This window comes from Streptomyces sp. A1277 (assembly GCF_004795015.1).
Taxonomy (GTDB): domain Bacteria; phylum Actinomycetota; class Actinomycetes; order Streptomycetales; family Streptomycetaceae; genus Streptomyces.
The window spans coordinates 239,986-261,862 of sequence record NZ_SSBI01000001.1; the positions used below are offsets into that span (position 1 = coordinate 239,986).

General features: G+C 74.1%; 17 protein-coding genes. 8 read left to right on the forward strand and 9 right to left on the reverse strand.

The genetic code is table 11. The features are described from left to right. Positions 1–136: 136 nt before the first annotated feature. The 3 genes from E6R18_RS01115 to E6R18_RS01125 all read left to right on the forward strand — a co-directional run bounded on the left by E6R18_RS01115 (position 137) and on the right by E6R18_RS01125 (position 3,022). Complete coding sequence (locus tag E6R18_RS01115; RefSeq protein ID WP_136314903.1) at positions 137–709, forward strand: TetR/AcrR family transcriptional regulator; 573 nt, start codon at positions 137–139, stop codon at positions 707–709. A 278-nt stretch (positions 710–987) separates the two neighbouring features. Continuing rightward, entirely contained in the window at positions 988–2,097 is a 1,110-nt protein-coding gene (locus tag E6R18_RS01120; protein WP_136314904.1) for a transposase, read from the forward strand. Positions 2,098–2,221: 124 nt separating this feature from the next. After that, complete coding sequence (locus E6R18_RS01125) at positions 2,222–3,022, forward strand: AfsR/SARP family transcriptional regulator (RefSeq protein ID WP_136314905.1); 801 nt, start codon at positions 2,222–2,224, stop codon at positions 3,020–3,022. A 49-nt stretch (positions 3,023–3,071) separates the two neighbouring features. Here E6R18_RS01125 and E6R18_RS01130 read toward each other — a convergent pair whose 3' ends face one another. Beyond that, positions 3,072–4,025: a LysR family transcriptional regulator gene (locus tag E6R18_RS01130; protein WP_136314906.1), complete on the reverse strand. Its 954-nt coding sequence runs from the start codon at positions 4,023–4,025 to the stop codon at positions 3,072–3,074. Positions 4,026–4,227: 202 nt separating this feature from the next. Between E6R18_RS01130 and E6R18_RS01135 the strand changes: the two genes are divergently transcribed. Beyond that, on the forward strand, positions 4,228–5,712 hold the full coding sequence (locus E6R18_RS01135) for an MFS transporter (RefSeq protein ID WP_240799546.1): 1,485 nt from the start codon (positions 4,228–4,230) through the stop codon (positions 5,710–5,712). Positions 5,713–5,839: 127 nt separating this feature from the next. Beyond that, positions 5,840–6,676 carry an MBL fold metallo-hydrolase gene (locus E6R18_RS01140; protein ID WP_240799547.1) on the forward strand — a complete coding sequence of 279 codons (837 nt, stop codon included), beginning with the start codon at positions 5,840–5,842 and terminating at the stop codon, positions 6,674–6,676. A 46-nt stretch (positions 6,677–6,722) separates the two neighbouring features. Here the strand turns inward: E6R18_RS01140 and E6R18_RS01145 are convergent, their stop codons facing one another. The 6 genes from E6R18_RS01145 to E6R18_RS01175 form a co-directional block, all read right to left on the reverse strand. Continuing rightward, complete coding sequence (locus E6R18_RS01145) at positions 6,723–10,628, reverse strand: CHAT domain-containing protein (protein WP_136314907.1); 3,906 nt, start codon at positions 10,626–10,628, stop codon at positions 6,723–6,725. Then, positions 10,625–11,710 (reverse strand): hypothetical protein, encoded by a 1,086-nt coding sequence (locus tag E6R18_RS01150; RefSeq protein WP_168712251.1) that lies wholly within the window; start codon positions 11,708–11,710, stop codon positions 10,625–10,627. Before E6R18_RS01150 ends, E6R18_RS01145 begins: the two co-directional genes overlap by 4 nt. 75 nt (positions 11,711–11,785) lie before the next feature. Next, the gene (locus E6R18_RS01160; RefSeq protein WP_136314910.1) at positions 11,786–12,592 is read right to left on the reverse strand and encodes a hypothetical protein; all 807 of its coding nucleotides are present in this window, start codon (positions 12,590–12,592) and stop codon (positions 11,786–11,788) included. A 176-nt stretch (positions 12,593–12,768) separates the two neighbouring features. Next, complete coding sequence (locus E6R18_RS01165; protein WP_136314911.1) at positions 12,769–14,280, reverse strand: glycoside hydrolase family 43 protein; 1,512 nt, start codon at positions 14,278–14,280, stop codon at positions 12,769–12,771. Positions 14,281–14,405: 125 nt separating this feature from the next. Next, positions 14,406–15,218, reverse strand: coding sequence for an SDR family oxidoreductase (locus E6R18_RS01170; RefSeq protein WP_136314912.1), 813 nt, complete (start codon positions 15,216–15,218; stop codon positions 14,406–14,408). A gap of 64 nt (positions 15,219–15,282) precedes the next feature. Continuing rightward, positions 15,283–15,564, reverse strand: a complete 282-nt coding sequence (locus E6R18_RS01175; protein ID WP_136314913.1) for a hypothetical protein — start codon at positions 15,562–15,564, stop codon at positions 15,283–15,285. A 187-nt stretch (positions 15,565–15,751) separates the two neighbouring features. Here E6R18_RS01175 and E6R18_RS01180 point away from each other — a divergent pair, with 187 nt between their 5' ends. After that, the gene (locus E6R18_RS01180; protein WP_136314914.1) at positions 15,752–16,366 is read left to right on the forward strand and encodes a TetR family transcriptional regulator; all 615 of its coding nucleotides are present in this window, start codon (positions 15,752–15,754) and stop codon (positions 16,364–16,366) included. A 365-nt stretch (positions 16,367–16,731) separates the two neighbouring features. Here E6R18_RS01180 and E6R18_RS01185 read toward each other — a convergent pair whose 3' ends face one another. Continuing rightward, positions 16,732–17,412 carry a phosphotransferase gene (locus tag E6R18_RS01185; RefSeq protein ID WP_168712252.1) on the reverse strand — a complete coding sequence of 227 codons (681 nt, stop codon included), beginning with the start codon at positions 17,410–17,412 and terminating at the stop codon, positions 16,732–16,734. 183 nt (positions 17,413–17,595) lie between these two features. On the opposite strand from E6R18_RS01185, the gene E6R18_RS01190 reads away from it, so the two are divergent. Both E6R18_RS01190 and E6R18_RS01195 read left to right on the forward strand, forming a co-directional pair. Beyond that, positions 17,596–18,960 (forward strand): alpha-lytic protease prodomain-containing protein, encoded by a 1,365-nt coding sequence (locus E6R18_RS01190; protein WP_136314980.1) that lies wholly within the window; start codon positions 17,596–17,598, stop codon positions 18,958–18,960. 109 nt (positions 18,961–19,069) lie between these two features. Further along, positions 19,070–19,951: a carbohydrate-binding protein gene (locus E6R18_RS01195; protein ID WP_136314915.1), complete on the forward strand. Its 882-nt coding sequence runs from the start codon at positions 19,070–19,072 to the stop codon at positions 19,949–19,951. A gap of 124 nt (positions 19,952–20,075) precedes the next feature. On the opposite strand, the gene E6R18_RS01200 is transcribed toward E6R18_RS01195, so the two are convergent. Beyond that, positions 20,076–21,773 carry a bifunctional 3'-5' exonuclease/DNA polymerase gene (locus E6R18_RS01200; RefSeq protein ID WP_136314916.1) on the reverse strand — a complete coding sequence of 566 codons (1,698 nt, stop codon included), beginning with the start codon at positions 21,771–21,773 and terminating at the stop codon, positions 20,076–20,078. Between the last annotated feature and the right edge of the window lie 104 nt (positions 21,774–21,877).

Sequence of the window (21,877 nt, forward strand, 5' to 3'; positions counted from 1 at the left end):
GTGCTCCCCGGCCACCGTCGCGCGAGGGAACTTGGCAAGAACGCCCTGAGCTGGCCACCGGTGCTTTTCTTGGTGATTTCTTGACCTACGCTGGAACCGGTTTCGGCAACGTCGCCGGGAGGAGAGAGCGGTTTCCATGGCGAGGCAGGAGAGGGCGGAGCAGACGCGGCGCAAGCTCGTGGAGGCGGCTGCGGAGGAGTTCGCCGCACACGGGTACAGCGGCGCCTCGCTGAGCGGGATCGTCCGCTCGGCCGGGGTGACCATGGGCGCCCTGACCTTCCACTTCCCCTCCAAGTCGCTGCTCGCGGACGCGGTGCAGGAGGCCGGCGAGGACGCCACGCGCGCCGTCCTCGACGCCGGACCCGTCACGCCGGGCCTGCCCGCGCCGATCGGCGACATCCTCGCGCTGGCCGGCGCCATCGAGGCGAATCCGAGTATGCGGGCCGCCGCCCGCTTCGCCCGGGACGGCCACTCGCCGGCCGCGGGCTGGTACGGCTCCTGGGTCCCGGAGGTGCGGGCCCGGCTCGGCCGGTACGAGGCGTCGGGGCTCGCCCCGCTGCTCACCTTCGTCCTGCTCGGCGTGGAGGCGGCGACGGTCGCCCCGGAGACGCTGCGGGCGGTCACGGGCAGCGACCCGCGCGACGACCTGGCCCGGGCGTTGGAGACGCTGTCCGATCTGATGGCGTCGGTGCAGTCCGTCCCCGAGTGACGACGCCCGGGGCGCCCCGGGGTGGCCGGCCAATGCCTTCTGATTCATGGTGACTTGCCCTCGCTTGGGCCCTGTTCGGGCTCCGCCGCGCCGCACTCCCGCCGAAAAATCTCAGCCGCCCGTGTACCGGACCGCCGTGCAGCTCAGGGCGCGCTTTCGGTGGTGGCCGGTGCCCGCCGGGGCCCCGATTCCCCGGGCGGCGGCGTGGAACGGGCTAGTAAAATAGAGAACGTTCGCTATATTTTTTTGGAAGCGAGGCCGGGAGAGGAGCCCACCCCATGGACCGGAGAGGTCAGGACGCCGCACAGACCCCGTGCGCCGGATACGTCCGCGGGGTCTTCGGCCGGCTGCCGCGTGCGGATCAGCGCCGCTGGGCCGAGGCGTACCTGCGGGGCCTGCTCACCACCCACGGCAAGAAGTCACTGCGCCGCATGGCGGAGAGCGCCCGGCTCTCCCCGACCGCCTGGCAGTCGTTGCAGCAGTTCGTCAACGACAGCTCCTGGCAGTGGCGCCCGGTCCGCGACGACCTCGCGGACTGGGTCGCGCGCCGCACCCCGGTGCGGGCGTGGACCCTGGCCCCGCTCGTCATCCCCCGCGGGGGACACCTGAGCGCCGGCGTCCACCGCCGCTTCGACCCCGTGCGCGGCCGGACCGTCAACTGCCAGTACGCGCTCGGCCTGTTCCTGACCACCGACGCCGGCGACTTCTCCGTCGACTGGCAGCTGTACCTGCCCCGGCACTGGACGGACGAGCCCCGGCTGCGGTCGCGGGCGCGGATTCCCGAGCCCGCCGCGCACCGCTCCGCCGTGGAGCTCTCCCTCGACATGGTCGACCGCAGGAGCCGGACCGGATTCCGGCCGCTGCCCGTCCTGGTCGGCCCGGACGCGCAACTGGACACCACGGCGCTCGTCCGGGGCCTGGATGCCCGCGGGCACCTGTGGATCGTCGCCCTGCCCGAAGGCACGGTGTGCCCCGCCGCGCGCCGGGCCGGCCGACGCGCCGTCGTGTCCGCCGTCCCGGTGGGCGGCGCCGCTCACGGCCTCCTCGCGCCGGCCGCCGCACCGGAACGGACCCGCCTCCTGGTGCATGAGAACCCCACCGGCGTGTCCCGGCCCGGCCGCACCTGGCTCACCAACCTGCCTCCCGAGCGGCACGAGGAGGCGCTCGCCCTCATCGCCGCCCACTCGGGACCGGCGACCGGCGCGGCCGAACTCGACCTGGGCATGGCCGACTTCGCCGGACGCTCCTACCCGGGCTGGCACCGCAACGCGACGCTCGTCTCGGCGGCACTGGCCCACCGGGGCCTCGGCCGGCCCGGGGACGGGGGCCGGGCGACGGGAGACCCCGGCCGCCTGGGGCCGCCCCCGCCGCGGACCGGCCACGAGTGACCGGTTCCCGGCTCCCGCAGCGGCGCCGGCCACCGCGACAGCACCACCCGCACGCCCATCACCCGGAAATCGTCACCCGCGGACCTGCCCGAGGACCACGGCGACGTCTACTTGAGGAGAGGCAATGCACTTCCGACTTCTTGGCCCGCTCGACGTCCACGTCCGCGGCTGCGACATCACCCCCACCGCCCCCAAGCAGCGCCAGATCCTCGCCCTGCTCACGGCCCGGGCCAACCGCCGGGTCTCGGCGCCCGCACTGGTCAGCGAGGTGTGGGGATGCGAACCGCCCCGTACCTCCACCACCGCCCTGCAGACCTACATAGGGGCCATCCGCAAGACCCTCGCCCTCGCCACCGGCACCACCGTGCGCGACATCACGGCCCGTCGCCTGATCACCGACGGCAACGGGTACCTGCTGCGCCTCGCCGACGACGAATGGGACCGCCCAGCCTTCGACCGGCTCGTCCTACAGGCCCGAACCCTCAGATCCGACGCCGAGGCGCCTCAGGCCGCCGAACTCCTCGGCCGGGCCCTGGAGATGTGGCGCGGCGTCCCCTTCTGCAACGTCCCGCAGGGCAGCAGCCTCACCGTCCAGGCCCGCGTTCTGAGCGAATCCCACCTGGCGGCGTGCGAGGCCCGCATCGACGCCCTGCTGCGCTGCCGCAGCTTCCAGGAGGCGGTCGCGGAGGCCGTGGCACTGGTCGAGGAGCACCCGTACCACGAGAACGTGCACGCCCAGCTCATGCGCGCCCTCTACGCGTCGGGCCGCCGGGCGGCCGCCCTGGAGGTCTACCACCTCCTCAGCCGCCGGATGAGCCACGACCTCGGCATCACCCCGTCCCCCGCCACCCGCACCCTCCAGCACGTCATGCTCCAGGACCGCCCCGACCAGCGCTACCTCGCCGCCTCCGGCGTCACCGTCTGAGGCCGGCCCGCACCCCGGCCCCCGCTCCCGTGCGTGGGGCGGCCGGCCGTCAGGAACCCGCGCGGGGGGTCCCGCCGGTCTCCCAGAGGGCGCGGAGGGCGCGGGCGGGACCGCCCAGGCCGCGTACGCACTCCACGGCCGCCCCGACGAACGCGCGCAGCCGTTCCGTCTCGCGGTCCAGCGGCCACACGAAGGCGTAGTCCAGATGGGGCGCGTCGGTCAGCGGGCGGAAGACGAGTCCCGGCCGTGAGTAGTAGTGCTCACCCGCCGCGGCAACCGGCGTCACGCCCTTGCCGGCCAGCACCAGCGACAGCGCGTCCTCCCAGTGCGTGATCGCCTGCCCCTGCGGAATGGGGCGCCCGGACGGCGTCTGACGCGGGAAGTGGTACTCCAGCCAGTGCGCCGGGGCGGCGCCCGCGACGGTCAGGAGCGTGGCCTCCGCGAGATCCTCCATGGCGAGCGCCGGCCGCCGGGCGAACGGGTGCGACGACGCCATGAGCAGCACCCGCGGCTGCGACACGAAAACCGGCCCCGCGGTCAGATCCGGCTCCTCGACCGGCAGCTCGCTCACCTGGAAGTCCAGCTCGCCGGCGCGCAGCGGACCGTACGGGTCGGAGATCTGGATCTGCCGGATCCGTACGTCCGTCCCCGGATGCCGGCGGCCGAACTCCTCGCTGACGTGGTGCAGCAGGTGGCCGGTGAAGGCGCCGGAGAACCCGATGCGCAGGATGCCGGTGATCCCCCGGCCCGCCGCCGTCGCCTTGGCGATCTCCTCCTCGATACGCCGCTGAGCCGGCCCGATCCCGTCCCTGAGCTGCTCCCCGATCGGGGTGAGCGCCACCTGGCGGCTGGTGCGCTCGAAGAGTTTGGCGCCGATCCTGCGCTCGATGCGGGCGATGGTCTGGCTGACCCGGCTCTGCGAGATGCCCACGCGCTCCGCCGTCCTGCCGAAGTGCAGCTCGTCGGCGAGCGCGAGGAAGATCTCGATCTCCTGCCGTTCCATGTCCTGCTCCCGGGTCCCCTCGCGCGTTCCGCCCTCCGGCCGCACCCGCCGGGTGCGCCTCCGTGCCGCTCTCGTGCCTCCCCACCGCTCCCACCTCGAACGATGAGCGCAGCGGATCGATCGTTGCACAGATCGTGCTTGTTGCGCAGGGAAGCCAACTCGATTCTGTACAGGAACAGTTGCTTACCGAAAGGACCCTGTCGTGGCCGTCACCGAGTCATCACCCCCGACACAGACCGAACGGACGGGTGCCGCCCCCCACGCGCCCGTCGTCGAGACCGCCGCGCCCAGCGCGTCCTTCGACGCGCGGGGCTGGCTGGTACTGATCACCCTGTGCTGCGCCACCTTCATGTGCGGTCTGGACTTCTCCATCGTGACCGTCGCCCTGCCCGACATCGGCGCGAGCCTCGGGTTCTCGTCGGCGGGCACGCTCCAGTGGGTTGCCACCGCGAGCCTGCTCCCCTCGGCGAGCCTGCTGCCGCTGTTCGCCCGCGTCGCCGACCTGGTGGGCCGCAAGCGGCTGTTCACCTTCGGCGTGGGCCTGTTCACGGCCTTCTCGCTGTGCGCCGCGCTGGCCGACGGCCCCGGCATGCTGATCGCCTTCCGCGCCGGCCAGGGCGTCGCCGCCGCGATGATCGCCCCGGCCGCCATCGCCCTGATGACCGGCTACTTCCCCGAGGGCCCGCTGCGCGCCCGCGCGCTCGGCCTCAACGGCGCCGTGATGTCCCTCGGCTTCGTCCTCGGCGCGCTGGGCGGCGGTGTCATCACCAGTGGCTTCAGCTGGCGCTGGACGATGGTCGTGCTGTGCGCGATGGGCGCCCTCGCGCTCGCCGGCGCCCTGGCGCTGCCCGCGATGCGGCAGTCCGTCACCGCCCGCAGCATGGACATCCCCGGCGCGATCCTGGCCACCCTCGGCCTGTTCGGCATCGTCTTCGGCATCTCGACCGGCGGTGACCAGGGCTGGCTCCGGGCGCAGTCGCTCGGCTCGATCGTCGGCGGCGTGATCCTGCTCGGCGTCTTCCTGCTCGTCGAGCGGCGCCACCCGGAGCCGCTGATCCCGCTCAAGATCCTCAACCGTGCGACCGTCAAGTGGTCGGGCCTGATGGGCGTCGTCACCTTCGGCATGTGCGCCGGCACCACCCTGCTCCTGAGCCTGTACATGCAGGACGTCCTCGGCTACACCCCGCTCCAGGCCGGCCTCGGCTACCTCGGGGAAGGCGCCGCCGCGATGCTCGGCGGCATGTACGTCGCCAAGCTGCTCGGCCGCTTCGGCGGACCGAAGGTGCTGGCCGCGGGCCTGCTCATCCAGGGCGTCGGCACCGCCGCGATGTTCACCCTGTCCGAGGGCGGCAACCTGGCGGCCCTGCTCGTCACCTCGTCCGTCATGGGCCTCGGCCACGTCTTCAGCGTCGTCTCCTTCATCACCGTGATGACGTCCGGCGTCAAGGAGGAGGACCAGGGCGTCGTCGGCGGCCTCTCCCAGCTCCCGCAGTACGTGGCCGCGATCGGCGTCGCCGGGCTCAGCGCCATCGCCGCCGCCCGCACCGCCGCCCTCGCCGGTGGCGGGACGCCCACCCGGGCGGAGACCCTGGCCGGGCTGCACGCCGGCATGGTGAGCGCCGGCCTGATCGCCCTCGTCGGCGCCGCCCTGGCCGCGGTGCTGCTGCGCCGGCGGAGTGCCGCATAACCCTGGCCCCGTGCACGGCACCGACCCCCGCGGTGCCGTGCCGGTGCGGCCCCTCACCCCCATGGCCGGCCCGCCCGACATCCGGCGGCCGGCCGGCCCGTCCCGTCCCGGACAAGGAGAGCGACCGGTGCACCCCGAACAGGCCGGGCGCCGACTGCGCCGCCCCTCCGCGCTGCGCACGGTGCGCGTAGGCGACTTCAAGATCTCCTACGTCCCCGACGGGGCGATGCTCCTCAAGCCGGCCGGCCGGCTGCCCACCGCCCCCGCGAGCCGCTGGGACGCCTACGCCGACCACCTCAACGACACCGCCCGGCTCGTCGCCAACACCGGTGGCCTCCTCGTCGAGCTGGGCCCCGAGGCCCTGCTCATCGACGCGGGCTTCGGCTCCCGGCTCGTACCCGACGACCCGTCCGATCCCGCGCTCGGCGCAGTGCACGGCGGCGGGCTGCCCGCCGGCCTCGCCCGCCTCGGCCGGCGCCCGGAGACGATCGGGGCGGTCGCCTTCACCCACCTGCACGCCGACCACATCGGCTGGGCCTGCGCCGACCCGCCTCTCTTCCCCGCGGCCGCCTTCGTCGTACCCAAGAGCGAGTGGGCGGCGCACCGGCTTCCCCCCGAGGCCGTCCGGCTGCTGACGCCCCGGCTCGCCCTGGTCGCCCCCGGTGAGGAGGTCTTTCCCGGGGTCGAGGCGTTCGCCCTGCCCGGCCACACCTCAGGCCACACCGGTTACACGATCACCTCCCGCGGCACGCGCCTGCTCGCCTTCGGCGACGCGCTGACCACCCCGTTGCAGATCCGGCACCCCGAGTGGTCCGCGTCCGACGACGCCGACCCGCACCAGTCGACCCGCCACCGGCTCCGCCTCATCGCCGAACTCCGCCGCCCCGACACCATCGGCTTCGGCATCCACTTCGCGGACGTCGTCTTCGGCCGCGTTCAGGACGACGCCTGGGTCCCCGTGTGACCGGGCGCGCACGGTGCCCCGGGACGCGCACCTGACCGGGTGCCCCTCAGGACGGTCGGTCCGGAGGCGCCGGATCGGGCCCGATCCAGGTGCCTTCGGCCGGCTGACCGCCGAGGTACTCGACGCCCTCCGGATAGGTCTTGAACGCGGGGAGGCGGTACGAGGCGTGGTCGCCCTTGTCCGGGGGCGGCAGGCGCGGGGGATCGAGGAGGGCTTCGAACCGGGGGCGGGCGGCGGCCGGGAGGCTGCCGTGGGCCAGGTGGTGGCGGGCGAGGCGCCGGACGAGCCGGCGGGCCAGGTCCTCGCTGTCGGTTTCCCGGGGCAGGAGGAGGACGAGCCGGTAGAAGTCGGTGGAGTCGGGCCCGGTGTCCTGCTGGCACTGGACGACCAGTTCGCAGTCGTTGAGGAAGCTCTGTCTGGGCCTGAACGCCACGGAGCTGATCCACGGGTACCGGATGTGGCCGGCGAGCGTCCGGCCCCGGGCGTCCGGCTCGTCGGCGATCAGGACCAGGCGGGCGTCGGTGAGGTGGAGCCCGACGTCGTGCACGCGCCACTCGGTCTCGGAGCTCATGCTCAGGGTGCCGAAGTGGAAGTTCTCCTTCTTCCACGCCGCCGCGCGGACGGGGACCGGGCCGAGTGCCCGGCCGTCGTACGAGGTGAGCAGGAGGCGGCCGTCGCGGTCGAAGCGGGGGTGCAGGCGGTCCGAGAGGCCCGCGCCGTCGTGGGTCTGCCGGGACATCATCATGAACGGGTCGTGTGCCGGGCGGGCCTTGGGGCGGGGGAGGACCGGCGGCTCGGCCGCGGAGGGTTGCTGCGGGCGGCGCGCGGCGGGCAAGGGGGCGTACGCCGGTCGCTCGGAGGCGTTCGGCGTGGTGGTCGGTTCCCGGCCGGGCGCGGCCCCGAGTCCGACGTACGCGTAGGCGAGGAAGGCGAGCGGGAGCGAACCGCTGCCGTCGCGCCAACGCCGCAGTTCCGCGCGCTGGACGGCGCGCAGGGCCGCGGCAGGCTCGGTGTGGCGGCGCAGGGCGTCGACGAGGGCCAGGTCGATGCGGGTCGTGTGCTCGGCGTCGGGGATGCGGAACAGGGTGCAGTAGACGTGTCTGGCGCCGCCGTGGATGACCGCCGCTCCCAGGCCCAGCCACTCCGGGGTGTCGAGGAGGGAGGGGGCGTAGCCGTGCTCCGGGCGGCCGTGGAGGCCGAGGCTCGCGCAGGCGGCGAGCAGGACCCGGTCGGGCAGGGGGTAGAGGGGGGCGCCGGAGTCGTCGGTGCGGTAGAAGTCGTGCAGGGCCAGCGGCCCGTCGGCGAACTTGAAGCCGGTGCCTCCCGGGTCTTCGCGGTCCGGGATCTCGACGTGACCGGCGAGGTAGAGGACGGTGTCCTCGGTGCCGTGGCGGGCGATGAGGCCGGCGAATCCGTGTTTGGTGAGGGGGCGGGGGGCCGGCTCGCTGTTCGGGGGGACTCCGGCCATCGCGTGCTTCAGGTCGTGCGTCCTCGGGTCGGACGAGGCGTGCGGCGCGAGGACGGACAGGACGCGCGAGGGTGCGCCCTGTGCGCGGGGGCCCGGGTCGCCGCCCTCCCGGACGGTGAGCCGCCTCCGCCGGGAGAGCAGGGCGATCGAGGGCAGGTACGACAGCTGCGCGACGTCCATGACATCGCGTCCCGGGGTGACGGGCAGCGCGCATACGGGTACGAGCGCGAGGGCGCCGGTCGGGGCGAGGGCCAGCGGGACGGGAGTGCGGGAGGCGGCGAGGGCTTCCCTGAGCACGGAGGGGAGCAGGGCCGAGCCCAGTTGACCGAAGACGCGGTCCCACACCTGCCCGGCCGTCAGATACCCCTTGACCGGGTCGTCGGAGCCGGTGGCGGCGAACGCGCTGCCGCGGAGTCTTCGCCCGATCGGCTGCGCGCCGGGCACGGTGACGGGCAGGTGGAGGAGCAGGTCCTCGAACGCGTCGGCGAACTGCGCGTGGGGGCGCCGCTCGGCGTGCCAGTCGCCGGAGGGCGTGCGCACCGCGTGGTGGATCCACTCCCCGGCCCGCGCGTAGCTCCAGTACCACCCGCCCGGGAACATCAGGTCGAGCTCACCGTCGAGGTCGATGGCGCCCGCCTCCTCGCCGCCGACCCAGGAGGCGTGCTCCACGAGGACGGCGCAGTCGGTCAGCAGCGGGTCGGTGCGGCGGGGATCGTCGCTCGGCCCGCCGTCCGGTGCCTCCTTGGCTCCGAGCGGCAGTCCGGTGCTGGACGCCAGGGCGTCGAGCACGGCGCGCAGCCGGGCGCCGGGTTCGTCCGACTCGACGGGCACGGACTGGGAGCGCACGGTTTCCAGCAGTTCGGCGACGAGCGCCGGGTCGGACTCGGCGAGGTCGAGCGCGAGGGCGTAGACGTGGGCGTGGGCGGCGATCCAGTGCGCACGCCACCGCGTGGTGGGCAGTTGGTAGCGCACGTGCTGGATGGCGTGGAGGCTTTCCAGGACGTTGCCCAGCGCCTCTTCGCGCATGCCGACGGCGCGCTGGATGTGCGCCAGCACGGCGTGGGCCTGCGCCTGGAGATGGGGCATCTTCGACCTGCTCAGATGCCCCAGCACGTTGTCCATCAGCGAAGCGGCGTAGACGTAGCGCTCGTGCTGTCCGTCCTCGTCGACGCGCATGGTGTCCGGGTAGCGGTCGGGGTTCTCGATGACGTCGAGGTAGAGGGTCGCCAACAGCAGGAGCTCGGCGGCGTGTTCGGAGACGGACGCCTCCATGACCGGCTTGCCCTCGGTCCGTTCGTACTGGTCCGCCAGCTGCTCGACCACGCCGACGGTGTTGCCCGCCGCGTGCATCAGCCGCAGCAGATACCGCTCCGTCCTGGCCAGGAGCACCACATCGCTCGTGCGGACCGCGGTGTGCCGGGTGCGGCACAGGATGCGCAGGCCGTCGACGCACCGGTCGGCGTTCGCGGGGTCGGTGGTGAGGGCTTCGATCATCCGCAGTTCGGCCTCGGCCGCCCAGTAGCGGCACCGCGGCGCGGTCTCCAGCAGGTCCAGGGCCTCCCGCCAGCGCACCTCGGCCGCGGCCGGCTGGCCCGCCGCGAACAGTACGTCGCCCGCTTGCAGCGCACACCAGCCCCGGATGCCGGGCGAGGCGTCGGCGGCGAGGGCCCGCGCCTCCTCGGACAGCACCATCGCCGACCGGAATTCCAGGCCGGCCAGGGCGGCGAGGGCCCTGCACTGCACGACGACCGGCCGCAGGTGGTCCGGCACGCTGCCCGGGGCTTCGTCGATGAAGCAGGCGGTCCGGGCCCGGTCGTCGCCGGTCGCCTTGTCCACGGCCAGGGCGACGGAGGCCGCCGCGGAATCCCAGAGGGCGCGAAGCAGGAAGCGCCGTCCGAGGAACCCGACGGGGTCGCCGCCGGACGTTCTCGCCATCAGCCCCACCTCCTGCACCGACAGGATCAGGCGGGCCTGGAAGACGAGGGCGGCGACGCCCGCCGCGGGCACCAGCAACGCCGGCTGCTGCCAGGCGGCCCAGGCCAGGGCCGCGACGGACAGCGCGGCGGCCGTCCCCCTGCGCCAGCCCAGCAGGGCCCAGGCGCCGGCCGCGAACCAGAGGGCGGCCCACCCGGGAGGTGACACCAGCAGAGAGGCGGTCACCGCGGCCGCCACCACGACGGCGGCCCGGATGGCGAGGGCCCGCCACCACAGCACGCGGTCGTGGGCCGTCAGGAGGTCGCAGGCGTGGAGCCCGATGCGGGTCTCCCGCGACCGGCCCCGGCGGATGACGGACCAGGAGCGCACGACCTGGGGCAGGACGCGCAGCCGGGTGAGGAGCCCCACCCTGCGGTTGAACAGGAGGGCGAGCGGCAGCACGTACTCGATGACGTCCTCGTCGTCGCCGCTGCGGTTCCGCCCGGCGAGCCAGCCGGGCAGCTCGTGGGCGGCGCCGGTACCGAAGGGGTCGAAGGACGAGAGGTTCATTCGGGCTTCAGCTCCCGTTGGATCTTCAGCGTGCGGTAGTAGCGCGCGGCGCGGCGGTCCGCCCTGCGATCGGACTGCAGGGCGCCCTCCGTCAGGGAAGGGTCGCCGGCGTCCCCGCGCATCTGGAGCAGTGCCAGGCGGCCGTCCGGCAGATCGACGAGGCGGGAGACCAGGGCCGCCGCGACCAGCGGCCAGGGGACGCCCAGGAACGCCGAGGCGACGACGAGAGCGGCGTCACCGCTCAGGCGCAACGCCAAAGAGGCGTGGTTCCGGCGCACCGCCAGGCTGATCAGCCAGAGCGCCGACCAGGGTGTCACCGTCAGCGAGGCCCAGATCAGCACGGACAGCGCGGCGAAGATGGCGAGTTGGTGCCACCACGACACCCAGACGTGCAGGCGCAGCAGGTGGGACTGGACGTGGGAGGACAGGTGCGCCGTACTGGTCATCTGGGAACGCAGGCTGATGCTCCGCCCCTTGCGCGGGCCGATCGCGCGGTGCGGCGCCTGGAAGTGGTACGGCGTCGGCCGCTCGCTCCGACTGGGCGAGAGGATGGGCCCGCGGTGGTTCGCCTGGCGGTCCGCGGCGGCGACCTCGCGCCGCACCAGCATGGCCCGGGACAGGGCGACCCGTTCGCTCAGCCCCATCGTGCGGGCGGTCTTGCGCATCTCCTTGTCGCCGGTGCGCGTCTCCAGACAGGCCAGCAGCAGGTGGGCGGTGTCGGCGGTGTCGTCACCGGTCCTCACCGTCCAGTACGCCAGCCGGGAAAGCACGGCGGCGGCGGCCGGAGCGAGGGGGACCGCCCGCGTGCGCGCGTCGAGTGCGGCGGCGCTCTCGGCCACCGACCGGTACGTCTCGTCGGTGAAGAAGTGGTGGGCGGCCGTCGCCCTCATCACCAGCCGGGAACGGGTGTCCGACGCGTTGTCGCAGGCCACCGCGAGGAACAGGTGCAGGACCTCGACCGGGCCTCCTCCGTCGCCGTGGGCCAGCGCCCGGGCGATCTCGACGCACCTGCGCAGGGCGGGTGTCCGGGGCACGGCGGGCGGGGCCGCGCCGGTGACCGTCTCTTCGGTGGTACGGCTCATCTGGTCACCGGCCGCTCTCGGACGTGGAGGGACGTGGACGTGGAGGGACGTGGACGTGGAGGGACGTGGAGGGAGTCACACGTCTGAGGGCGCGGCGGTGCCGTCCTGTCCGAGGTCGGCCCAGGTGAGGCGGATCAGATCCGTCTCGTCCGGCTCGTCCGGCTCGTCGGGCGCGTCCCAGTCCCCGGCTTCGGAGAGCTCGTCGTCGTCCGAACGGAAGACCAGGTCGTACGCGCGCAGCGGCCGCTTGCGCAGTTGCACGGCGTTGAACAGCGGGGTGGCACCGTCCGGGGCCAGGACGTCCGCCGCGATCCCCTGCCGGCGGGTGATCGCGCACTTCGCCGTGGCACTGGCGATCGGCAGCGGGCTCGTCAGGGCGGACGTGCTGACCTGGAGGTCCAGCTGAGCACCGCGGCGCTCGGCGACCAGGATGGCGGTGGGGCCGGTACGCACGACTTCGGTGACGACGACGTACTCCAGGCGCCAGTCCCGGTTCTCGTGGCGGGTGCGCAGCGCGGATTCGAGCGCCGGAATGTTGCCCATGCTCTCCTGCACGCAGCCCGAAGCCTGGAACAGCGTGGCGCCGTCCCGGGTGAAGGTGACCGACAGGTTGCAGAGCGCGTCGTCCGCGGTGGACCCGAGGCGGACCCCGGGTTCCACCGCGACGCACTCGGCGGAGGAGTAGTCGAGGTCGGTGAACGGGCTGTCCTCGTTCCTGGTGAACGGGATGCCCAGCTCGGCGAGGGTGGTGAGCTTCCTGAACCTGTGCCCCGAGAGGAGGCCCACGTCGCCGACCGCCATGCGGGTCGAGGGCAGCCAGCAGGCGAGGTACTCGCACTTCGTGTGCATTTCACGCGTGTACAGCTCGGGGATGGACGCCATGCCCCACCTCTCGCGCAACGCCCGTGCGGCACCGGCGGATTCGCGTCCGCATGGCCAACAGGCTTGTCCGGCAGGGAGGTTGTGGGCTCCCTCGCCTCAGGCTACGGCCACTGGGCGGGGTATGTCCCCCCGTATGCCGAGGAATACGGCCGAGGGAATCCGCGACCGCCCGGCGCTCAGGCGTCGAGCGGTGCGTAGTCGAACCAGTCGAAGTGGACGGTGCCGCTCGCGGCGTACAGGCCGATCACGCGGCCGGTGAAGCCGCCGGTGACCTCGGTGGACAGGTAGCGGCCGTCGAGGGCGCCGAGCACGGTGAACGTGCCGTCCGGCTCCTCGACGCCCAGGGACACCGTGTCCGGGCCGGTGCAGGGGCCGTGGGGGGCCTCGGTGCGGGCCACGTCGACGCGCAGGACGAGGGGGCCGGCGGGTGCGGGGCGGGCGGCGACCACGGTGCGCAGGGGGCCGATGCGGGCGATCAGGCGTACCTCGTCGCCGCCCGCCTCGATCGCGTAGTGGTGCAGCTCGTCCAGCCGGACCGCGAGGCCGCCGTGGCCGTCCGCCGCGTCGGCCAGGGTGCGGGCCCGGCACGACAGGTGCTGCTGGCGGCGGCCGAGGAAGACCGCGTCCGGGTCGTCCAGGGTGCCGCCCCGGCCGTGCAGGGTCAGCCAGCCCGGGCGCTCCTTCGTACCGGAGCGGCCGGCGGCCGAGCGGCGGGGCGAGATCCAGTACGGGTACGGCTCGGCGAGGTCGAAGTCGTCCCGGGCGGGGACGGCGGGGGCGGGGTCGAGCGGCCACGGGGGCGCCGGCAGGTCCGGGGACGGCTCGCCGACGACGGGCCAGCCGTCCACCCACGTCACCGGGGCCAGGAAGGTCTCCCGGCCGAGCACGTGCCAGCCGGGGGAGCCGCCGCCCGGCCGTACGCCGAGGAGCACCAGCCACCAGGAGCCGTCGGGGCCCTGCACCAGGTCGCCGTGGCCGGTGTTCTGGACGGGGTGCTCGCGGCCGCGGTGGGTGAGGACCGGGTTGTCCGGGCACGGCTCGAACGGGCCGGCCGGTGAGGGCCCGCGCGCGATCGAGACGCCGTGGCCGCGCTCGGTGCCGCCTTCGGCGATGAGCAGGTACCAGAAGCCGCCGATCCGGTAGAGGTGCGGCGCTTCCGGGGCCTTCGCGCCGGGCGTCCCGGACCAGACGCGCCGGGGTTCGCCGAGCGTCTCGCCGGTGAGCGGGTCGATGCGGACCTGGGAGACCCCGGCCACGGTGCACCAGCAGGTGCCGTCCTCGTCCCAGGCCAGGTCGGGGTCGATGCCCGGGACGCCGGGGAGCGGGACCGGGTCGGACCAGGGGCCCGCCGGGTCGGTGGCGGTGAACAGCAGGTTGCCGACCTCGACGTTGGTGACGATCAGCCAGAAGCGGCCGTCGTGGTGGCGGAGCGTCGGTGCGTAGACGCCGCCGGAGGGGCGGGTGTCCGCCGGCAGGTGCAGCTGTTCCGGGCGGTCCAGGACGTTGCCGATCTGCGTCCAGTGGACCAGGTCGCGGCTGTGGAAGAGGGGGACGCCCGGGAAGTACTCGAAGCTGGAGCACACCAGGTAGTAGTCCTCGCCCACGCGGCAGACGCTGGGATCGGGATGGAAACCGGGGATCACCGGATTGCTGACGGTCGTGCCCGTCTCGTCCCGTACCGCTGACATGGCATCCGTTCCTGTGCGTCGCGCGCGTGCTGCCGAGGGGTGGCCGAGCGCATCTGTCGAAGCGCTTCGATAACGGTGACCCTAATGACCCGATGACCACCGCGACAAGGGGTGCGGACCCGGGGTCACGCCGCGCCCCCGTTGCTCTTGAGCAGCTGGCCGTTGACCCACTGGCCCTGCGGGGAGCAGAGGAAGTCGACCAGGTGCGCGGTGTCCTGCGGGGTGCCCAGGCGGCCGAGCGGGGTCTCGCGGGCGAGGAGGTCCGCCAGCTCCTCGGTCATCCAGCCGGTGTCCACCGGGCCCGGGTTGATGACGTTGGCGGTCACGCCGAGGTGGGCCAGTTCGCGGGCGGCGGCCAGGGTGATGCGGTCCAGGGCGCCCTTGCTCGCCCCGTACGGGAGGTTGCCGACCGTGTGGTCGCTGGTCAGCGCGATGATCCGGCCCGACCCGGCGGGGGAGCGGAAGCGCAGCCCGTACTCCCGGATCAGCAGCCAGGTGGCGCGGGCGTTCACCGCGAAGTGGCGGTCGAAACTCGCGAGGGTGGTGTCGAGGAGCCCGGAGTCCACCGACTCCGCGTGGCTCAGCACGAGCGCGGTGACGGGCCCGATCCGGCGCTCGGCCTCGTCGAAGACCCGGGCCGGGGCGTCGGGGTCGATGAGGTCCGCCTCGATCGCCGCGGTGCGGGCGCCGTGCTCGGCGAGGGACGCCTCGATGGCGGCGGTCGCGCCGCGCTCCTCGCCCCAGGCCATGCGCCGGTCGTACGGCGTCCAGTAGGTGAAGGCGATGTCCCAGCCGGAGGCGGCCAGCCGGCGCGCGATACCCGCGCCGATGCCGACCGTGCGGCCGACCCCGGTGATCAGCGCGAGTGGGCGGGGCGTGGCGGGCGCGGGGTCGGATGCGGGCCGTGTGGCTGCCGAGGGCTGTCCGGGTGTGGTCACGGGGGCTGATTTTGCTGGACGAACTCCCCTGACGGCAACGGAATTCGGGCCCTGTGCAGCGGGCTCAGCGGCGGCGGCACAGGACCGCGGCGCGGACCTTCAGGAGGTTCGGCACCAGGGCGTAGACGACGGCCGGCACGACGATCCCGGTGATGACCAGGGTGCGCAGGAGCATCGGGAAGCCCTTGACGTAGGGACCGATGAGCAGTTGTACGACGGTCAGGGCGGCGAAGACCGCGATCCAGGTGAGCAGGGCACGCATGTGCACGGAGGGCAGTGCGGCCGGCTGGGCGGGGGTGGTGGCGGATGCGGTGGCGGGGCGGGCGGCGGCAGTGGTGGTGGTCATGGAGTCCCATCCAAGGGGCGGGGCGGGGCGGGGCGGGGCGGGGCGGGGCGGATACGCGGATACGCGGATGCGTGCGGAAGTCGGAGCGTGGGGCCTGCGGCGACGTGTTCCACCATGCCAACCATCTAGTTGGGTGTCAACCATCCAGTTGGTTGGCATCTCCGGGAACCCGCTCTACGCTGGGCTCATGACCCCGGACACGACCCACACCAAGGAACGGCTCCTCGCTGCGGCGAAGGAGGAATTCGCGGCTCACGGCATTGCCGGGGCGCGCGTCGACCGCATCGCGGAGCTGGCCGGCGTGAACAAGGAGCGGATCTACGGCTACTTCGGCAACAAGCAGAAGCTGTTCGACGCCGTCGTGGGACGCGCGCTGGACGAGCTGGCCGAGGCCGTCCCGCTCAAGGGCGGCGACGACCCCGCGGAGTACGTGGGCCGGGTGTACGACTTCCACCGCGACAACCCGGTCCTCGTCCGGCTCTTCTTCTGGGAGGGCCTGCACTACCGCGACGGCGTGCTGCCCAACGAGGAGCGTCGCCGGGGCCACTACGAGGAGAAGATCGCCGCCCTGGCCGAGAGCTTCGGGACCGAGGCGTCGCCGCAGGTCGCGGCCTGCCTGCTGAGCCTGATCGGGCTCGCCGCCTGGCCCAACGCGGTGCCGCAGCTCGCCCGCCTCGTCATCGGCACCGAGGCGGAGGCCGGAGCTGGGGCCGGGGCCGGCGGTCTCGACCTGCGCGCCCATGTCGTGGCCTTCGCCCGGCAGGCCCTGTCCGACGCCCCGCTCGCCGCCCCGACGGCCTGAGTCGAGCCGTGTCTGCCGGTCGGCGGCGAGCCGTGTCTGACGGCCTGAGTCGAGCCGTGCCTGCCGGCCTGAGGCGAGCAGCGTCGGCCTGAGGCGAGCAGCGTCGGGCGGCCTGGGCCGGGCGGCCGGCGGCGGGCTGGGCCGGACCCCGCGGGTGGGCGCAGCGGGCTTGACCCGCGGGTGGGCCAGGCCCGCGAGCACCCGGAGTTGGGCCAGGCCCGTGAGCTCCCGGGGGTGGGCCAGGCCCGCGAGCACCCGGAGTTGGGCCAGGCCCGCGAGCTCCCGGGGGGTGGGCCGGGACCGCGAGCACCCGGAGTGGGTCAGGCCCGCGAGCCCCCGGCGGTCGCGTCCGCTGCCCCCGCGCCTCAGCCGATGAGCGCCGTGACCAGGGCCGCCGCCTCGCCGATGAGGCCCTTCTCCGCCGGGCTCATCGTCGGGTTGAGAGTGCGGCGGGCGGCCGCGTCGGCGAGATGGCGGGCGGGGATGCCGTCGTCGGCGGCCAGGAGCGGGACCAGGGCGGTGACCAGCACCCGGGCGTCGTCCGTCGCCGGGTGGGCCGGGTCGACTGCCACCTGCGCCAGGATCAGCGCCGACATCGCCCGGTCCAGAGCCGGCGGGCCCTCCTCGGTGTTGCTCCAGTCGATCACCACGGGGCCGTCCGCCGTGAGCATCACGTTGTCCGGGTGCAGATCGAGGTGGAGGACGCGGTCCTCGGGGTTGGGCGAGAGCCGGGCCGGGACGGTGTGCAGATCGGCGAGCAGACCGGCCAGCAGGGCGGCACCCTCCTCGGCGCCGACCGCCCCGGACAGCAGGGACTTCAGCATCGTCGGGCCGTGCAGGTGCTGCAGGACCAGGTCGCCGGGGCCGGCCGAGGGGGGCTGCGGGCCGAGCCGTGGGACCGGATAACCGGATGCCGAGAGGTAGGACATGACGGGGAGCTCGGGGGAGGCGTCCATCCCGTCGCGGTAGCGCCGCAGGACCCACGTCTCGTCCAGCTCGTACACGTCCGCGTTGCGTCCGCTGCCCAGCAGTTGGCCTATTCGCATGAGGGGAACCTACTCGGGTCGCGGCCGCAGGGGGAGTGCGGACCCGCCCGGCCGTGTCGTGGCCGGTCAGGGCGCCCCATAACGCGATGTGATGGGGCGGACGGGATCTCCTGAAGCTGACGTGTACGCGGCTACCTTGGCGGCAATTCCCCCGAAGTCAAGGAGAGTTCCGTGGAGAGATCCATGCTCCGCAGACGGGCCCTGGCCGCGTGTACCGCCACCGTGGCCGTCGGCGCGCTCGCGCTCGCCGGGCTGACCGGCATCGCGTCCGCCGCCCCCGCCCCCCACGCCCCCGCCCCCGCCGCGCAGACCGCGCAGCTCTCGCCCGGCCTGCTGAAGGCCATGCAGCGGGACCTCGGGCTCACCGCGACCGAGGCCCGCGGCCGGATCGGCAACGAGTCCCGCGCCGCCGCCGTGACCGCCGGGCTGCGGTACTCGCTGGGCGACCGGTTCGCCGGCGCCCGGGTCAGCGGTGACGCGGCGGACCTGACGGTCGCCACCACCGACGCCTCGGACGCCGCGCGCATCGCGAAGGCGGGCGCCCGCGCCGAGGTCGTCGACCACAGCCTGGCCGAACTCGACGCCGCCAAAGCCGCGCTGGACCGGGTCGCGCTGCGCACCGCGCCGAAGGACATACCGGCCTGGTACGTGGACGTGCGCACCAACCGCGTCGTCGTCCAGGCGGGCAGGGCGTCCGCCGCCGACGCGTTCCTGGCGAAGGCCGGCGTGTCCCGCGAGCTGGTGACGGTCACTCAGGCAGCGGAGCAGCCGCGTACGTTCACCGATCTGCGCGGCGGCGACGCGTACTACATGAACGGCTCGGGCCGCTGCTCCATCGGCTTCCCCGTCAAGCGCGGCACCCAGGGCGGCTTCGTCAGCGCCGGGCACTGCGGCACGCCGGGCGTCAGCACCAGCGGCTACAACCAGCAGGCGCAGGGCTCCTTCCAGGGCTCCACGTTCCCCGGCCGGGACTACTCCTGGGTCGCCACCAACACCAACTGGACCCCGCGCCCGCTGGTCAACGGCTACGGCAACGGCGATGTGACGGTCACCGGCTCCACCGAGGCGATCGAGGGCTCCTCGGTCTGCCGGTCGGGCTCGACCACCGGCTGGCACTGCGGCACGGTCCAGCAGCGCAACAGCAGCGTCACCTACCAGGAGGGCACCGTCTCCGGGGTGACCCGGACCAACGTGTGCGCCGAACCGGGTGACTCCGGCGGCTCGTTCATCTCCGGCAGCCAGGCCCAGGGCGTCACCTCCGGCGGCACCGGCAACTGCTCGCAGGGCGGTACGACGTACTTCCAGCCGCTGAACCCGGCGCTCCAGGCGTACGGGCTGACCCTGGTCACCAGCGGCACCCCGACCGACCCGCCCACCGACCCGACGGACCCGCCGACCAACCCGGGCGGCACCTGGGCTGCCGGCACCACCTACGCGGCCGGTGCCGTCGTGACGTACGGCTCGGCGAGCTACCGCTGCCTCCAGGGCCACCTGGCGCAGCCCGGCTGGACGCCGCCGAACGTCCCGGCCCTGTGGCAGGCGCTGTAGAGCCCGCCCCAGCCCCTCCGGCGATCGAGGAGGGGGGCCCGGGGCAGCGCGCCCCGGGCCCCCGCACCCGCACGTGCCCTTCCCCACCATCCCGAGGAGTCAGTCAGCCATGCCCCCCGCATCCCCCGAGTTACCCGAAGTCAACGGGTCCGCAGGCGCGCCCGAAGCCGCAGGCGGCCCGGCGATCAGCCGCAAGTCCCTGCTGAAGGCGGCCCTGGTGGCCACCGCCGTACCGCTGTTCGCGGGCGGCGGGGTGGCGCTGGCGCGCGACGCCGGGAACACCGGCCGGCCGCTCGCCCCGACCCCGGACTGCGACGACGGCGACGAGCCGACCCACGACCAGATCGAGGGCCCGTACTTCAAGCCGAACTCCCCGCTGCGCACCAGCCTGGTGACCTCCTCGACGCCCGGTGTCCCGCTGACCGTCAGCGGATACGTCTTCGGGCGCGGGTGCCGGCCGATCTCCGGCGTACTGCTCGACTTCTGGCAGGCCGACAACGCCGGTGCGTACGACATGAGCGGATTCGGCTTCCGCGGCCACCAGTTCACCGATCAGAACGGCGCCTTCACGCTCACCACGATCGTGCCGGGGCTCTACCCGGGCCGCACCCGGCACATCCACGTGAAGGCGCAGGCGCCCGGCTCGGGCATCCTCACCACCCAGCTGTACTTCCCGGGCGAGCCGCGCAACAACACCGACATGCTGTACGACGCGGCGCTGCTCATGAACGTCCGGTCGGCCGGCTCCGGCAAGGAGGGCACCTTCGACTTCGTCCTCAACGTCGCCCAGGACCCGAAGGACCCGACCGATCCCCCCACCGACCCGACCGACCCGCCGACCACCCCGGGCGGCACCTGGGCGGCCGGGACGGCCTACCGCGCGGGAGACCGCGTCACATACGGCGGGGTCGCGTACCGCTGTCTGCAGGCTCACACCGCCCTGACCGGCTGGGAGCCGCCGAATGTCCCCGCGTTGTGGGAACGCGGGTAGACGGGCAGACCGGCGGGCGGCCGTAACCGCCGCGCCACGTGCCCCGGGCTCCGTCCGGGGCACGTACGGCGCACGGCCCGGGCCGGAGGGGGTTCGGTCCGGGCCGTTCACCCTTCCCGCCCCCTCACTTCGCGTCCGAGTAGCGCTCCACCACCGCCGTGGTGAACGGGAAGCGCACCGGGGTCTCGCCGAAGGCGGTCCGCCCGGCCAGCTCGGCGGCCTCCCGGATCGCCCCCACCACCGCGTCGGTCTCCTCCAGCGGGCAGTGCACGATCACCTCGTCGTGCTGGAAGAACACCAGCTCGGCCCGGAGCCCGGCGGCCGCCACCGACCGGCGCAGCGCCGCCAGGAGCAGCAGCGCCCAGTCGGCGGCGCTGCCCTGCACCACGAAATTCCGGGTGAACCGGCCGCGCGCCCGGGCGTCCGACGAGGCGTAGCCGGGCAGGAAGCCGGGGCGCTCCCCCTCCTTCCGCTCCGCCTCCTCCTGCGGGATGCCGGCCTCCCCGTCCTCGCCGTGCCCGGCCGCCGGCGGGCTGGTGCGGCCCAGCCAGGTCCGTACGAGGCGGCCCTCCTCGCCCGCCTTCGCGGCGTCGTCCACATAGGCCACCGCGCGCGGGAACCTGCGGCGCAGGGCCGCCAGATTCTTCAGGCCGTCCCCGGAGGTCTGGCCGTAGACGGCACCGAGCAGCGCGATCTTGGCGTGGTCGCGGTCGCCGTGGAAGGCGCGGTCGGACAGCGCGGTGTAGAGGTCGCCCTCGTGCCCCGCCACCTCCATCAGGCCCGGGTCGCGGGAGATCGCGGCCAGCACCCTCGGCTCCATCTGGGCGGCGTCCGCGACGACCAGGCGCCAGCCCGCGTCCGCGACGACGGCCCGCCGGATCACCTTGGGGATCTGGAGCGCCCCGCCGCCGTTGGTCGTCCAGCGCCCGCTGACCGTGCCGCCCGGCTGGTACTCGGGGTGGAAGCGGCCGTCGCGGACCCAGTCCTGGAGCCAGCTCCAGCCGTGCGCGGTCCAGATCCGGTACAGCTTCTTGTACGCGACGAGCGGCCGGACCGCCGGATGGTCCAGCGCCTCCAGCTCCCAGCGACGGGTGGAGCGCACCTTGACGCCGGCCTGGGCGAACGCCTTCACCACATCGGCGGGCAGGTCCGGGCGCACCCGGCGGCCGAACGCGGCGGACACCTCGTCGGCCAGCTCGGCCAGCCGGCGGGGCTCGCCACCGCCCGCGTACCGCTCACCGAGGAGCTCGTGCAGCACCTCGCGGTGGACGTCGGCCCGCCAGGGCAGGCCCGCGCGGTTCATCTCGGCGGCGACCAGCGTGCCCGCCGACTCGGCGGCCGTCAGCAGACGCATCCGGCCGGGCCGGTCCGTCGCGTCGTGGCGGGCGAGCTGCGCCGCGTACACCTCGACCAGGGCGTCGAAGGGCAGCTCGGGGCCCGAGGGCGGTTCGAACAGGGAGGACTGGGAGCCGGGCACCGCGGACCGGGGCGGCGGGTCGGGCGGCACCGGGCCGCCGCGCAGCCGGGCCAGGGCGGCCGCGGCGGAGCGGGGCTCGCCGAGCCGGCCCTCGTGGCCCAGCAGCAGGGACTCGGCGGCCTCCACGTCGTAGGCGCGCTCGACCCGCACCCCGGCGGCCAGCAGGCGGGGGTAGACCTCGGCCGTCGAGCGCCACACCCAGCGGGTGACGTCCGGCCGGGAGCGGACGGCCGCCGCCGCGTCGGGCTCGGTCACGACCGGGCCCGCGGGCCGGCCCGCGCGGTCCAGCGGGGCGAGCCGCGCACCTCCGCCCTCCGTGACGGCCAGTGCCCAGCGTTCGGTCATACGGCCGAGCATGGCACCCGCCACTGACAACGGCGGGGAGGACACGGCCCGCCGGATCGGCCGAACGTTCGATATCCACAGGGTGTGGATGAATCCTGTGCATC

Coding starts and splice junctions, on each gene's coding strand:
- E6R18_RS01175 (WP_136314913.1), bottom strand. CDS start 15,564: ATGACCACCACCACTGCCGCCGCCCGCCCCGCCACCGCATCCGCCACC.
- E6R18_RS01125 (WP_136314905.1), top strand. CDS start 2,222: ATGCACTTCCGACTTCTTGGCCCGCTCGACGTCCACGTCCGCGGCTGC.
- E6R18_RS01150 (WP_168712251.1), bottom strand. CDS start 11,710: ATGAGCCGTACCACCGAAGAGACGGTCACCGGCGCGGCCCCGCCCGCC.
- E6R18_RS01180 (WP_136314914.1), top strand. CDS start 15,752: ATGACCCCGGACACGACCCACACCAAGGAACGGCTCCTCGCTGCGGCG.
- E6R18_RS01190 (WP_136314980.1), top strand. CDS start 17,596: ATGCTCCGCAGACGGGCCCTGGCCGCGTGTACCGCCACCGTGGCCGTC.
- E6R18_RS01185 (WP_168712252.1), bottom strand. CDS start 17,412: ATGCGAATAGGCCAACTGCTGGGCAGCGGACGCAACGCGGACGTGTAC.
- E6R18_RS01195 (WP_136314915.1), top strand. CDS start 19,070: ATGCCCCCCGCATCCCCCGAGTTACCCGAAGTCAACGGGTCCGCAGGC.
- E6R18_RS01115 (WP_136314903.1), top strand. CDS start 137: ATGGCGAGGCAGGAGAGGGCGGAGCAGACGCGGCGCAAGCTCGTGGAG.
- E6R18_RS01120 (WP_136314904.1), top strand. CDS start 988: ATGGACCGGAGAGGTCAGGACGCCGCACAGACCCCGTGCGCCGGATAC.
- E6R18_RS01160 (WP_136314910.1), bottom strand. CDS start 12,592: ATGGCGTCCATCCCCGAGCTGTACACGCGTGAAATGCACACGAAGTGC.
- E6R18_RS01145 (WP_136314907.1), bottom strand. CDS start 10,628: ATGAACCTCTCGTCCTTCGACCCCTTCGGTACCGGCGCCGCCCACGAG.
- E6R18_RS01130 (WP_136314906.1), bottom strand. CDS start 4,025: ATGGAACGGCAGGAGATCGAGATCTTCCTCGCGCTCGCCGACGAGCTG.
- E6R18_RS01165 (WP_136314911.1), bottom strand. CDS start 14,280: ATGTCAGCGGTACGGGACGAGACGGGCACGACCGTCAGCAATCCGGTG.
- E6R18_RS01200 (WP_136314916.1), bottom strand. CDS start 21,773: ATGACCGAACGCTGGGCACTGGCCGTCACGGAGGGCGGAGGTGCGCGG.